Source organism: Pseudoalteromonas sp. bablab_jr010, assembly GCF_016464105.1.
In the GTDB taxonomy this organism is placed as follows: Bacteria; Pseudomonadota; Gammaproteobacteria; order Enterobacterales; family Alteromonadaceae; genus Pseudoalteromonas; species Pseudoalteromonas simplex.
This window is the reverse complement of the sequence record NZ_JACDWV010000090.1, coordinates 18907-32374: the sequence shown is the minus strand read 5'-3', so window position 1 is coordinate 32374 and position 13468 is coordinate 18907. Positions and strand designations below refer to the sequence as shown.

At 41.9% G+C, this 13468-nt stretch carries 15 protein-coding genes; 12 read left to right on the top strand and 3 right to left on the bottom strand.

Annotated elements, in window-relative coordinates; all coding sequences use genetic code 11:
- Positions 1-247 precede the first annotated feature (247 nt).
- Together JIG37_RS09695 and JIG37_RS09690 are read right to left on the bottom strand one after the other, a co-directional pair.
- Positions 248-493: a hypothetical protein gene (locus JIG37_RS09695; RefSeq protein WP_054551958.1), complete on the bottom strand. Its 246-nt coding sequence runs from the start codon at positions 491-493 to the stop codon at positions 248-250.
- Between the two features lie 100 nt (positions 494-593).
- Positions 594-1037, bottom strand: coding sequence for a hypothetical protein (locus tag JIG37_RS09690; RefSeq protein WP_199529264.1), 444 nt, complete (start codon positions 1035-1037; stop codon positions 594-596).
- A gap of 151 nt (positions 1038-1188) precedes the next feature.
- Between JIG37_RS09690 and JIG37_RS09685 the strand changes: the two genes are divergently transcribed.
- Positions 1189-1572 (top strand): response regulator, encoded by a 384-nt coding sequence (locus tag JIG37_RS09685; RefSeq protein ID WP_054551762.1) that lies wholly within the window; start codon positions 1189-1191, stop codon positions 1570-1572.
- Between the two features lie 97 nt (positions 1573-1669).
- Here the strand turns inward: JIG37_RS09685 and rpsT are convergent, their stop codons facing one another.
- Entirely contained in the window at positions 1670-1930 is a 261-nt protein-coding gene (rpsT, locus tag JIG37_RS09680; protein WP_036967030.1) for a 30S ribosomal protein S20, read from the bottom strand.
- Between the two features lie 243 nt (positions 1931-2173).
- On the opposite strand from rpsT, the gene murJ reads away from it, so the two are divergent.
- The 11 genes from murJ (at position 2174) to JIG37_RS09625 (ending at position 13457) form a co-directional block, all read left to right on the top strand.
- Complete coding sequence (gene murJ / locus JIG37_RS09675; RefSeq protein ID WP_268795023.1) at positions 2174-3754, top strand: murein biosynthesis integral membrane protein MurJ; 1581 nt, start codon at positions 2174-2176, stop codon at positions 3752-3754.
- 73 nt (positions 3755-3827) lie between these two features.
- Positions 3828-4754, top strand: coding sequence for a bifunctional riboflavin kinase/FAD synthetase (gene ribF, locus JIG37_RS09670; RefSeq protein ID WP_199529263.1), 927 nt, complete (start codon positions 3828-3830; stop codon positions 4752-4754).
- 25 nt (positions 4755-4779) lie between these two features.
- Positions 4780-7605 carry an isoleucine--tRNA ligase gene (ileS, locus tag JIG37_RS09665; RefSeq protein WP_054551760.1) on the top strand — a complete coding sequence of 942 codons (2826 nt, stop codon included), beginning with the start codon at positions 4780-4782 and terminating at the stop codon, positions 7603-7605.
- A gap of 9 nt (positions 7606-7614) precedes the next feature.
- Positions 7615-8115, top strand: a complete 501-nt coding sequence (lspA, locus tag JIG37_RS09660; RefSeq protein WP_054551759.1) for a signal peptidase II — start codon at positions 7615-7617, stop codon at positions 8113-8115.
- Entirely contained in the window at positions 8112-8552 is a 441-nt protein-coding gene (gene fkpB / locus JIG37_RS09655) for an FKBP-type peptidyl-prolyl cis-trans isomerase (RefSeq protein WP_054551758.1), read from the top strand. Before lspA ends, fkpB begins: the two co-directional genes overlap by 4 nt.
- Entirely contained in the window at positions 8552-9481 is a 930-nt protein-coding gene (ispH, locus tag JIG37_RS09650) for a 4-hydroxy-3-methylbut-2-enyl diphosphate reductase (RefSeq protein ID WP_054551757.1), read from the top strand. The genes fkpB and ispH overlap by 1 nt, the downstream gene beginning before the upstream one ends.
- Positions 9482-9519: 38 nt before the next feature.
- Positions 9520-10545 carry a histidine kinase gene (locus tag JIG37_RS09645; RefSeq protein WP_199529262.1) on the top strand — a complete coding sequence of 342 codons (1026 nt, stop codon included), beginning with the start codon at positions 9520-9522 and terminating at the stop codon, positions 10543-10545.
- Complete coding sequence (locus tag JIG37_RS09640) at positions 10542-11255, top strand: LytTR family DNA-binding domain-containing protein (protein WP_206769726.1); 714 nt, start codon at positions 10542-10544, stop codon at positions 11253-11255. The genes JIG37_RS09645 and JIG37_RS09640 overlap by 4 nt, the downstream gene beginning before the upstream one ends.
- A gap of 180 nt (positions 11256-11435) precedes the next feature.
- Positions 11436-11990 (top strand): type IV pilus modification protein PilV, encoded by a 555-nt coding sequence (gene pilV / locus JIG37_RS09635; RefSeq protein WP_054551955.1) that lies wholly within the window; start codon positions 11436-11438, stop codon positions 11988-11990.
- Position 11991: 1 nt separating this feature from the next.
- Positions 11992-12987 carry a PilW family protein gene (locus JIG37_RS09630; RefSeq protein ID WP_199529261.1) on the top strand — a complete coding sequence of 332 codons (996 nt, stop codon included), beginning with the start codon at positions 11992-11994 and terminating at the stop codon, positions 12985-12987.
- Positions 12975-13457, top strand: a complete 483-nt coding sequence (locus JIG37_RS09625) for a hypothetical protein (protein WP_054551754.1) — start codon at positions 12975-12977, stop codon at positions 13455-13457. Before JIG37_RS09630 ends, JIG37_RS09625 begins: the two co-directional genes overlap by 13 nt.
- The last annotated feature ends 11 nt before the right edge of the window (positions 13458-13468 follow it).

Below are 13468 nucleotides of genomic sequence, written 5' to 3'. Positions count from 1 at the left end.
CAGGCACTTACTCTCATCGTTGTTACTTCTTAAAAGGGGCCACCATTCTTGCAAAGTAACGCCTTGATATTAAGCACCTGTGAAACGCTGAATTCTGCATCTTGAGGTGGCTTGGGTATATATACGCCATTAATGGTATCTCAGTTCAATCATTTTGTAAGTAAAAAAAAGCCCAAGCAGAGGGCTGCTTGGGCATAAAAGCTGATAGATGGGATAGCCTATTCTATCAATTTATCTTAGGAGAAGATTAACCTTGATTGATATTCAATTGGCCAAATGTGTAGACCTTGAATAAATAAAATGTGTTGATCAACACCAAGCTCATATTTGAGATAACGCTTGATGACATCAGATCTAAACTAAACGATAAAAATAATAAACTACACGCGCTAATCGCTGCAAAACGCAGTAATGTAAGCTGGTTAATAAAAAATGCACCTAGTCCTAGTGCAAGTAACGTTAAGTTTAAAAGCCAATCTAGCTCGTTTAGCATGGTCGTATCTGATCGTGTCTGTGTTGAAAAAGGAGCGCCATTATGGTGATCTTTTACACAGCTTTCAACCAAGTAATTTTAAATTTTCGGATTAGATTTTTTAATCCATTATTAGCTTTTTCATGGCAGCAAAAAAACCACTTTGCTCTGTCACGCGATACTTCTGGCAGGTATCTGGTTTGCGCTTATCCTGGCACAGGTAAATAATGTTGCGGCTTAGGTCTGCACGGGGGCTGAGGGTTGAATCAAATAAGTTTGCACCATAACCAAAAACCCCTGGCCAAAATACACTTTGCGAGACCATACCTAGCTTTTCATAAGTGATTAACACAGGTTTGGGCGTAATTAGCAGAATTAATACAACTGCTGCGAGCGCATACCACCGTGTTTTACTTTTTTTAAGTTCGACTTCAGGAACGCTTTGCTGCGCAGCTTGTGCACGCGTTTGTTGCTGGGGGGCTGGTCTTTGGCGCTTTGCTTGTGTTGGTTTTTTTCGTGCAGGTGTTTTACCAAGCAAAGATTGTTTTTTTATTTTATTAGACATAAAGCTTATCTGGCCTTTTAAACATAGGTCTCTATAATGAGATTATAACGAAGTTTTTGATATAATAGTCAAATTCAAATCACTTATAGCTTAAATGCGTTACACTCTACAGTGCAATGAGTGTTTATCTTCATAGTTTAAGAGGAATAGTATGGATACGCAGCTTTCAATTCTTATTGTGGACGACGTAGGCACAGTTCGCAGTTTTTTAAATCAAACATTAATGCACCTAGGTATCGATAATGTGCGTGAGGCTTCTACGGCCGCGCAGTGTTTAAGCGCATGTAAAGAGAAAGAGTTCAATATAATTTTTCTAGATATTGAATTACCCGATGGAGATGGTAAAGAGATTATCACGCAAATAAATGAAATTTCGCCCGAAGCGAATGTCGTGATGGTTTCGGCTCATTCAACAGTAGAAAACGTTAAAGAAGCAATTGAAAAGGGCGCTAAAGGATTTGTAGTAAAACCGTTTACACCTAAGAAAATTGCGGCAATGCTGAAAAAGTTTTACCCAGAACTAGAAATTGTCTAGCTAATTAACTATTGGGGCATTTAGAAAAGTGCCTTGTTAAATTACAAACAAAAAAAAAACCGGCAAAAGCCGGTTTTTCATATTCATCAAAAACAAATTATAGCGCTTTGATTTTAGCTGCTAAACGGCTCTTATGACGAGCTGCTTTGTTCTTGTGGATTAGACCTTTAGTTGCGTAACGGTCTAGGATAGGTGTTGCAACAGCGAATGCCGCTTGTGCAGCTTCTTTGTCGCCCGCTTCAATTGCAGCAACTACTTTTTTGAAGTAAGTACGCATCATTGAACGACGGCTTGCGTTATGTTGACGATTTTTTTCGCTCGTAATAGCGCGTTTTTTTGCAGACTTGATGTTAGCCAAGGTTTGCTCCTAACAATCTTAAAATAAGCTTAATTTAAAGGCCGTGGAATATGCCTGTTTTTATCATGAATGTCAACGAAATTTTGACATCTCAAGAAAAACTGCTCCTTATAACGAACATCAATTTGCCGCTTTAGCAGTTAATATCGCCATTGTAACAAAGGGTCGGGTTCGAGCCTAGTGCTTTAAAGATATTTTAGGCATAATCGCCCATCTTAGAAGTTTTTTGATAATGGGTTTAAGGTGGCAAAAGGATTATTTCGTTCTGGGATGATTGTTAGTGCAATGACGATGATCTCGCGTATTTTAGGGTTAGTAAGAGATGCGGTTGTGGCGAATCTCCTAGGTGCCAGTGCTGCTGCGGATGTGTTTTTATTTGCCAATCGAATTCCTAATTTCCTAAGACGCTTATTTGCTGAAGGAGCCTTTGCTCAAGCATTTGTGCCGGTTTTATCTGAGATAAAAGAGCAACAAGGTGATGATAAAGTCCGGTTGTTTGTGGCTCAAGCAGCCGGTACGTTAGGAACTATTTTATTAATTGTTACCCTGTTCGGAGTTATTGCTTCTCCAGTTATAGCGGCCTTATTTGGAACTGGCTGGTTTATTGATTGGTGGCAAGGAGGCGAAAATGCCGAGAAGTTCGTACTGGCCAGTGCACTGTTAAAACTGACTTTCCCTTATTTATTTTTCGTGAGTTTGGTTGCCCTGAGCGGTGCGGTCATGAACGTCTATAATCGCTTTGCTGTTGCAGCGTTTACACCTGTGCTGTTGAATATATCGATTATTAGCTGCGCAGTTTTATTGCACGATAAATTTTCAGTTGGGGCTTATGCCCTTGCCATTGGCGTATTTGTTGGGGGGGTAGTGCAGTTACTGTTTCAGTTGCCATTTTTGTACCGTGCCCGTATGCTGAGCCGCCCAAAATGGGGCTGGCAAGATGAAAACGTTAAAAAAGTGCGAAAACTTATGCTACCAGCCTTGTTTGGCGTGTCTATCAGTCAAATAAACCTGTTGCTCGACACCATGATTGCCTCAATGTTGATGACCGGTTCTATCGCGTGGCTTTACTACTCAGACCGTTTAATTGAGTTTCCTCTTGGCTTATTCGGTATCGGTATCGCGACGGTAATTTTACCCGCATTGTCTAAGCTACATAGCACTAAAAGCACAAAAGATTTTCAGCTAACCCTGGATTGGGGGGTGAGATTTGTTATTTTCTTAGGCTTGCCTGCTATGTTTGGTTTAATGGTGATAAGCCCGCTCATTATTACGGTTTTATTTGATCATGGTGCATTTCAGGACGGTGAAATTGATCATGTAAAAGCGGTAAGTTACGGTGTCATGGCCTACTCAGTTGGACTGGTTAGCTTTATGTTAATCAAGGTGTTAGCACCGGGCTTTTATTCGCGTCAAGATACTAAAACCCCCGTAAAAATTGGTATTAAAACACTGGTGTTAAATATGGTGTTTAACATTATGCTAGCTCCATTTATTGGCTATTTGGGGTTAGCGTTAGCAACCGCGATGTCGGCCAGTTGTAATGCCTATTTGTTGTATCATCAACTACGTAAAGAAGGCGTTTATCAGTTTTCTGCGATGAGCCTTGGTTTCACCTTTAAGTGTTTGTTTTCAAGTTTATTAATGGCCGCATCTGTATGGTATGTGGGCCAGCAATTTGCCTGGAAAGCATGGCACTTTACTGAGCAAGTCCTGCTGTTGAGTGGGTTATTAGTGCTGGCGGTTTTTGTTTACTTTGCGGCCTTATTCATTCTAGGTGTGCGACTAAATACGATAAAAAGTGTTGCAACTACTGAATCAAACTAAAAAAAAGATTATAATCGGCGCTTCAAGCCCGATATCAATGTTTTGGGCTCGCTGATAAAGGCAAAAAGGTAGCATGGAGTTAATTAGAGGTATTCACAATATTCGCGCGCAGCATTATGGCTGTGTGTTGACCATTGGTAATTTTGATGGCGTGCACTTAGGTCATGCAGAAGTGATTAAAGGCTTGCTGCAAGACGCAGAAAAGCATCAATTGCCAAGTACCGTGATGTTATTTGAGCCTCAGCCACAAGAGTTTTTTGCCAAAGATAATGCACCCGCGCGTTTAACTCGACTACGTGATAAGCTCAGTTTGCTTGCTAAATTAGGCGTGGAACGAGTGATTTGTATTAGTTTCAATCAGCAATTTGCCAACATGGAAGCAGAACAGTTTGTCAGCCAAGTACTGGTTGAAAAGCTAGGCGTTAAAGCATTAACTGTTGGTGATGACTTTTGTTTTGGCAAACGTCGTCGTGGCGATTTTGCGTTACTAAAAACCATGGGCACTGAGCTGAACATGGATGTGAAAAGTACTGCAAGTTTTCGCAGACTCAATGATAGAGTAAGTAGTACCCTTATTCGCCATGCGCTTGCTGCAGGGCAATTGGAAGATGCAAAAACCATGTTAGGTCATGGCTATGCGATTTCTGGGCGTGTTATTCATGGCTGGGCTAAAGGTCGTGAATTAGGGTTCAGAACGGCCAACATAGCGCTAAAACGCCAAGTATGCCCAGTAAATGGGGTATTTGCGGTAAGAGCAAAAGTGGGTGATAAAGAATTATATGGGGTTGCAAATATTGGCAACAAACCCACATTTAATGGGACACGCGCATTGTTAGAGGTTCATATTTTCGACTTTGCGCAAGACATTTACGGACAATTTATGCACGTGGAGCTAATTAAAAAGCTTCGCGATGAGAAAAAATTCGAGACATTAACACAACTGACGGCGCAGATTGCAGATGATGTAACCGCCGCTAAGCAGTGTTTTGGTTTAAATTAGGTAGCCGATACGGAAAGTAGGATTAATGAGCGACTACAAACATACTTTGAATTTACCGGAAACAGCGTTTCCAATGCGCGGCAATTTGGCACAACGTGAACCAAAGATGCTTAAGACATGGTATGAAGACGATCTTTACGGTCAAATTCGCAGCGCTAAAAAAGGTAAAAAAACCTTCATTTTGCATGACGGCCCTCCGTATGCAAACGGTGATATCCATTTAGGCCACTCGGTAAACAAAATTCTTAAAGATATTATTGTTAAGTCAAAAACCTTGTCTGACTTCGACGCACCTTACGTGCCGGGTTGGGACTGTCACGGTTTACCAATTGAATTAATGGTTGAAAAGAAAGTAGGCAAGCCAGGCGTGAAAGTGTCTGCTGCTGAGTTCCGTGAAAAATGTCGCGCATACGCCAAAAAACAAGTCGAGGGTCAAAAAACAGACTTTAAACGTCTTGGTGTATTTGGTGACTGGGACAAGCCTTACTTAACAATGAACTTTGACTTTGAAGCGAACGCAATTCGCGTGCTTGGTCGCATCATTAAAAATGGTCACTTACACAAAGGTGCTAAGCCTGTTCACTGGTGTACAGATTGTGGTTCAGCACTTGCTGAAGCGGAAGTTGAATACCAAGATAAACAGTCTCCAGCAATCGATGTACGTTTTCAGTTTGCTGATCAAGATGCTGTAATCAATGCGTTTGAACTTGCTGAAGGCCATGAAGGTACCGGTGCAGTTAGTACTGTTATCTGGACGACAACACCGTGGACATTACCAGCTAACCGTGCAGTAGCCGTTCACGAAAAGCTTGAGTATGCCCTTGTACAAATTGATGACGAAGGTGCACAGCAACGTCTAATTTTAGGTTCTGAGCTAGTTAAAGATGCTATGGACCGTTATGGCTTCAAACATTACCACGTACTCGGTTATGTAAAAGGTGCTGCACTTGAGAACTTACAGGTTGCTCACCCGTTCTATGACTTCACAGTGCCTGTGATTGTGGCTGATCACGTAACGACTGATTCTGGTACTGGTGTTGTTCATACTGCACCAGGTCACGGTCAAGAAGATTTCGCGGCAGGTCTTGCTTATGGTTTAGAAGTAGCTAACCCTGTTGGTGCTAACGGTGTTTACTTACCTGACACACCAATGTTTGCAGGTCAGCACGTATTCAAAGCGAATGCGAGCGTCATTGACGTATTAACTGAAAACAATGCGTTATTGCATCATCATGCGCTTACGCACAGCTACCCACATTGCTGGCGTCATAAAACACCTATTATCTTCCGTGCTACGCCACAGTGGTTCGTAAGTATGGACCAAGCTAACCTTCGTCAAGATTCATTAAACGAAATCAAAAAGACTGAGTGGTTACCTGAGTGGGGCGAGAGCCGCATTGCAAACATGGTTGAAGGCCGTCCTGATTGGTGTATTTCACGTCAACGTACATGGGGTGTGCCAATTGCATTATTCGTTGATAAAGACACTGGTGCGCTTCACCCGAATACACAAGAGCTTATCGAAGAAGCGGCGAAATTAGTTGAAAAATCAGGTATTCAAGCTTGGTATGACTTAGATCCAGCTACTTTACTTGGCGATGACGCTGAGCAATACATGAAAGTTCAAGATACGCTAGATGTATGGTTTGACTCAGGTGTGACTCACGCATGTGTGGTTGATGCACGTGAAGATTTAACCGGTCCTGCTGATCTTTACTTAGAGGGTTCTGATCAACACCGTGGTTGGTTTATGTCGTCAATGATGACATCGGTTGCTATCAATGGTCATGCGCCATACAAGCAAGTGCTAACACATGGTTTCACGGTTGATGAAAATGGCCGTAAGATGTCTAAGTCATTAGGCAACGTAATTTCACCACAAAACGTGATGAACAAACTAGGTGCTGACATCTTACGCTTATGGGTTGCATCAACTGACTTTACAGCTGAAATGACTGTATCTGATGAAATCTTTAAACGTTCAGCAGACCGTTATCGTCGTATTCGTAATACGAGCCGTTATTTACTTGCGAACTTAAGTGGCTTTGATCCAAAAACAGATCAAGTTGCTATTGAAGACATGGTTGAGCTTGACCGTTGGATTGTGGGCCGTGCAGCTGAGCTGCAAGATGAAATCTTAGCGGCTTACGACAAGTACCAAATGCTACTTGTAACGCAAAAGCTAATGAACTTCTGTACTGGTGAGCTTGGTTCGTTCTACCTAGACGTAATCAAAGATCGTCAATACACAGCGAAAAGCGACAGCCATGCGCGTCGTTCATGTCAAACTGCACTTTATCACATTGCCGAAGCAATGACCCGTTGGATGGCACCGATCTTAAGCTTCACTGCGCAAGAAATCTGGGAAGCATTACCAGGTGAGCGTGACAAGTTTGTATTCACCTCAGTGTGGTACGATGGCTTGCAAGCCTCTTCACAAGGTAAGTTCAGCAACGATGATTGGTTAACAATCCTAAACGTTCGTGATGAAGTAAACCGTGTGCTAGAAGCGGCGCGTAAAGAAGAAGTTATTGGTGCAACTCTACAAGCAAACGTAAGCATCTATGCAGGTGAAGAGCTAAGCGCGAAATTAGCTGCATTAGGTGATGAACTGCGCTTTGTACTATTAACTTCAGGCGTGACAGTTGAAACTGTGACTACGCAGCCAGAGGATACGCAAGCTACAGAAATTGATGGCTTATACATTAAAGTTGCCGCAACAACCGCTGAAAAATGTGAGCGTTGTTGGCATTACTGTGATGATGTAGGTGCTGATCCTGCACACCCTGAAATCTGTGGCCGTTGTGTAAGCAATGTTGACGGCGATGGTGAACAGCGTCAGTTCGCATAGGAGTTGTTTGTGAGCAAACTAGCCGGAAAAAGTGGCTTGGTTTGGTTATGGCTTAGTCTACTGCTTTTGGTAGTAGACTATGCGACAAAATCACTTGTCGTTAATACCATGGCCTATCAAGAGTCGATAGATATTCTGCCATTCTTTAACTTCACCTATGTACACAACTATGGTGCGGCATTTAGCTTTTTGAGTGATTCAGGTGGCTGGCAGCGCTGGTTCTTTAGTTTGATTGCAGTGTCGATCAGTGTGCTTTTAGTGTGGTGGCTGAAACGTTTACCTGCGTCTAACAAGGTATTATGTTCTGCTTATGCGTTAGTTTTAGCCGGTGCAATAGGCAATTTATACGACCGAATCGCGTATGGCTATGTTATTGACTTCCTGCATGTATATTACGAAAACTGGCACTTTCCTGTTTTTAATATTGCCGATTGTGCGATTTGTATCGGTGCCGCATTACTTTTATTTGATGCCTTCACAGGCGAAAGTCCTAAGGAGCAACAAGCATGAGCCAAGCTGTAATTGGTGAAAACTCTGAAGTGATCTTTCATTTCTCAATTAAGTTAGAAGATGGCTCAGCAGCCGATTCAACTAAAGTACATAATAAACCTGCAAAATTGCGAATGGGTGATGGCAGTCTGACAGCAAACTTTGAAAAGTGCTTACTCGGTTTAGCGGCTGGTGAAAGTAAGTCATTTGCATTAGAGCCAGAAGATGCATTTGGTCAGCCAAATCCAGATAACATCTACTATGTTGACCGCAGCAAGTTTGGTGCAGACACGCCTGCTGAAGTAGGTAATATTATTGCCTTTACTCAGCCTGATGGTACTGAGTTACCTGGTCTTGTTCGTGAAGTGCAAGGTGAGTCAGTTACTATTGACTTTAACCACCCACTTGCAGGGCAACGCTTAACCTTTGAAGTCGATATTTTAGAGGTAACAGGTTAATGGATATTTTATTAGCGAACCCACGTGGTTTTTGCGCAGGCGTTGACCGTGCAATCAGTATTGTGGAGCGCGCACTCGATATCTTTGAAAAGCCAATCTATGTGCGTCATGAAGTCGTTCACAACCGATATGTTGTTGATGGCTTAAAAAATCGCGGTGCAGTCTTTGTTGAAGAGCTAGATCAGGTTCCTGACGACAGCATTGTTATCTTTAGTGCGCATGGTGTATCACAAGCTGTTCGAAGCGAGGCAAAGCGTCGTGACCTTAAAGTATTTGATGCAACCTGCCCGTTGGTAACAAAAGTACATATGGAAGTAACACGTGCAAGCCGTAAAGGTACTGAGTGTGTGTTAATTGGCCATCATGGTCATCCAGAAGTAGAAGGTACAATGGGGCAGTACGACAACGAAGCGGGTGGTATTTACTTAGTAGAAACGCCAGAAGATGTTGCAAACTTAACGGTTAAAAACCCTGAGAACCTGTTTTACTGTAGCCAAACAACGTTATCTGTAGATGATACAGCAGATGTGATTGATGCATTACGCACTAAGTTTCCAGCAATTGATGGCCCGCGTAAAGATGACATTTGTTATGCTACGCAAAACCGTCAAGATGCAGTGCGTGACTTAGCTGATAAAGTGGATGTATTGCTTGTAGTTGGGGCTAAAAATAGCTCTAACTCTAATCGTTTACGTGAGCTTGCCGATAAAATGGGCACTACGGCTTATTTGATTGATGATGCAAGTAATGTTGAAGCTGATTGGTTCAACAATGTAAATGCGGTGGGTGTTACTGCAGGTGCATCTGCACCAGAAGTTTTAGTTCAACAAGTTATTGCTCGTCTAAAAGAATTGGGTGGCAATCAAGTTGTTGAAAATCCTGGCGAAGAAGAGAACATAGTATTTGCCGTTCCTGTTGAGCTACGCTAATCTAAGCAAATAGTAGTCAACAGTTAAAAGAGGAGCCCATGAGCAAACAGCCTAATTCAAACGGCTTGCTGATTGCGGCTCTTTTTCAATCTCGTGGTGTCCTTGCCACACTGATCGTCAGCCAAGTCATTGCTATTTTACTCGCCTTTTCACCAATGAGCTTAGGTGATGTTTGGTTACGTCTAGCTATATTTAGCTGCTTTTTACATCTAATTTTTCTTTCAAGCTTGTCGTTACTGTATGTATGCCGGGCTCTACTTACAAAGCTGTCGCACCCTAAACAGTTATTCATTCTGATATCCACTTTACTGGCATTTACGTCTGTTTTTAGCTGGCTGTTTTTGTCTGTGTTTTCAGATGTGTTCGCTATGGAGTCGAGAGCTAACTTTATTGTCAGTAATTTACTGATCATATTTTTGGTCACCGCGTTGTTCAGCCAATTCCTGCTTATTCATAATCAAAAAGAGCAACAAACGAAAGCGTTAGCGCAGGCTGAACTTGATGCATTACAAGCAAGAATACGCCCTCACTTTTTGTTTAATAGTTTAAACACTGCTGCTGAGCTTACCCATTATGATTCTGAGGCGGCTGAACAAGCAATTTTGGCGCTGGCGGCGCTGTCGCAGGCCGCAATGCGCAGCGGTAAAGCCATAAAGCTTGCTGATGAAATCACTTTATGCCAGCAGTATGTGGCACTTGAACGTTGGCGCTATGGCGAACGCCTAGCATTAAGCTGGAAATTACCTGACGAGTTGCCAGATATAGATATTCCGTGTCTAACAATACAGCCGATTATTGAAAATGCGGTTTTTTATGGCGTAGAGCCAGCAGAGCAGGGCAACATTTCTGTCGAGATGTATCAATCGAACAAAGCTTATACTTTCATTATAACTAACCCTGTAGCGAAGCAAGGGAGCCATTCACGAGCAGGCAACGGTATGGCACTTGAAAACATCCGTCAGCGTTTGTCACTTTTCTATCATCAAAAAGCGCAACTGAGTACGACTGTTCGTGATGAGATCTTTAGGGTGAAACTGGTGATACCTATTAAGAGAAACGCATGATAAAAATTTTAATTGCTGATGACGAGCCTTTAGCAAGGGCGCGTATTAAACGTTTATTAGCTACTAACGAACTTTGCACAGTAGTAGGTGAAGCCAGTAACGGCGAACAGGTGATTGAACTTTGTAAGCAGCTCCAGCCTGATTTAGTGATGCTGGATATTAATATGCCCAAGCAGTCGGGCCTTGAAGTAGCTGCTGAACTAAAACAGTTTTCGATCCCCCCAGCAGTGATGTTTTTAACAGCGCATCCTGAGTATGCGTTAACTGCATTTGAGCTCGCTGTAGATGGCTATTTAGTTAAACCTGTATCCGAGCAAGCTTTAACAAAAGCAATGGCGCAGCTTAGTAAATTAAACCGAACTCAAGTATTAACACCTGAAAATAACTATATTTGTTATCAACTTGCAGGCGTATTAAGAAGAGTAAATATAGATGATGTTATTTGCTGTATTGCAGAGCAAAAATACACGCGGGTGGTGTTTTTTGAAGGTGAGGCACTTGTTGAGCAAAGTTTAAAACAACTTGAGCAAACCTATCCGCTTCAGCTACTTAGAATTCATCGTAATACACTTGTCAATAAGCAACAAATTGTAAGCCTTAATAGTCCTTCTTCTGGTGGACATACAGTCACGATGAAGCAGTTTAAAGAGCCTTTGTCTGTTAGTCGTCGAGAGCTTAAAAATGTAAAAGCTGTAATGGGTAAAAAATAAAAACTCTCAATGCAGCAGCTTATCTCCTAAAGTCCCAGCTTCTTTATTGTTTATTACTTTGCTCTGAAGAAAGTTCCAGTACCGTTTATCGCGCATTATGACCGCTTGTCCATATACAGATTGTTATTTATCTGTATCGTAATATTCTTATGGTATGTAAAAGTATCAATGAACTTCACCATGATTAAACATTCTGAGCAGAAAGGTTTTACGCTTATTGAAGTGCTTATTGCCTTTGTTATTTTGAGTTTTGGTTTATTAGGTGCCGTGGCCTTACAAGCTAAAGCAAAACAAGCTAGCTTTGATTCAATGCAGCGTGCAGCTGCTGTGGCACTTGGTAATGACATAATCCAACGTATGAGAGCAAACGACTCTTCGGGTTTTGCCGGTTTATACAATGGAGAGTTTAGTAGTCAATCAGCAGCCGACAAAGCTCAGACATGTTTTAATTCCGCTTGTACTGCAAAAAATATAGCTGAGTTTGATAAACAACAATGGATCCGCGCAATTCAAGCTCGTGAAAATACGGGTGCTTTAGATAATGCCACTGTGTGTATAAATAACACCCCAGTCGCAGCAGGAAATGCGAGTGAATTTAATATAAGGGTGGTGATCAGCTGGCAAGGTAGGCAGGAGCAAAAAGCAAATAATGCGACAGCTGCTATTGATTGTGGAACACAAAACGACAAGCGCCGTTTAGTCGTGCTTGAAAGCTACATATACTTAAGGTCATAAGATGAAAAAGCAAACTGGATTTACACTTGTTGAGATGATTGTCGCTTTATTCATTGGCGGCATAGTGCTTGGTGGGGTGATGTTTACTTATTTAAGTATGAAAGTAACAACACGAGACACCATGACAATTGGTGAATTGCAGGAAACAGGTCGGTTAGCTTTAAATATCATGCAGCGTGATATAGAACAGATTGGCTTTTGGGGGACATTCTATGAAGACTCATTCTCAGATGAAAATACTAATACGGATGCTGTAAAGAACCCTGCAGGTGACTGCTCAGAAGGCCTCAATAATGCGAGCTTCCCTGCTGACAGTGCAACTAGTAATTTTCGCTCGGTTTATGCTGTAGAAAACTCAGATGGTTCTGCGCTTAGTTGTATCAACAATGCAAAGAAAAATACTGAAGTTTTACAGATGAAGTTTCTTGAAGGGCTGCAGATCCAACCTAATCAGACGAGCAATGACTATTATTACTTCATTGCTGAGCAAGAACGGGCTGAATTTAGACAAGGCCCAATCGCGGCCTCAACTATCAATGGTAATGCGACGATTTGGCGTTACCGTCATCATGTTTACTACATCTTTGAAGACTCATACACGATAAATGATCAATCAGTTAAAGTTCCCATTTTACGCCGAAAAAGGTTAACTACTAGCCAAACGATGAGAACTGAAAGCGTGATGGAAGGCGTGGAGAATATGCATTTTGTATTTGGTCTAGATACTACGAACAACAGCCGTGTAGATACTTATAGAAGTATTGGTCAAATGACGAACAATGACTGGGAGAACCGCCGTGGTATTTTGACAGTGCAAGTGTTTTTATTAGTTAGATCGCTATTGCCTGACCCGAATCTAAAAGTCAAAAATCAAAAATATACGCTTGGTGAAGATGCGAGCAGAAAAGAGTTAACATTTACAGATAATTATCGTCGGGCGGTGTTTACTACAACGATTCGTTTAAATAATGTTGGAGCAAATTTATGGCGCATTTAACATTGCAAAAGAAACAACAAGGGGTGGTGTTAATCGTTGCTTTGATCATGGTGGTAGCTGTTACAGGTATTGCCGTTTCCTTGATGAGTAGTAGTAGCATAGATATTAAAATTACTAATGCAGCCCAAGAGCGAGAAACAGCAGAAAATGAATTAATAGGAACTGTTCAGCAAGTTATTGCAAACGAAGCTGCCGCGGGTGGCAACAGTGCATTTTTAATGAAAGCAGCAGAAATCCCTGATGGTGGATTTGCTATGGGAGAGGTTGGTGGCGCAACCAATACGATGACAAATTTAAATAACGGTGTTCTTGATTTACCTTGTCCGCGTAAATTTAACTTCACTGCAGGTATCTCCTGCAACATGGTTCAAGTTGATACCACCATTACCTATGGCACTAAAAGTAAGCATACTTTGACGATTACAACAGGGGTTGCCCAGGAAATGGCGAGCCTGAATACGGGGGGTTGATAAGGAGGTCG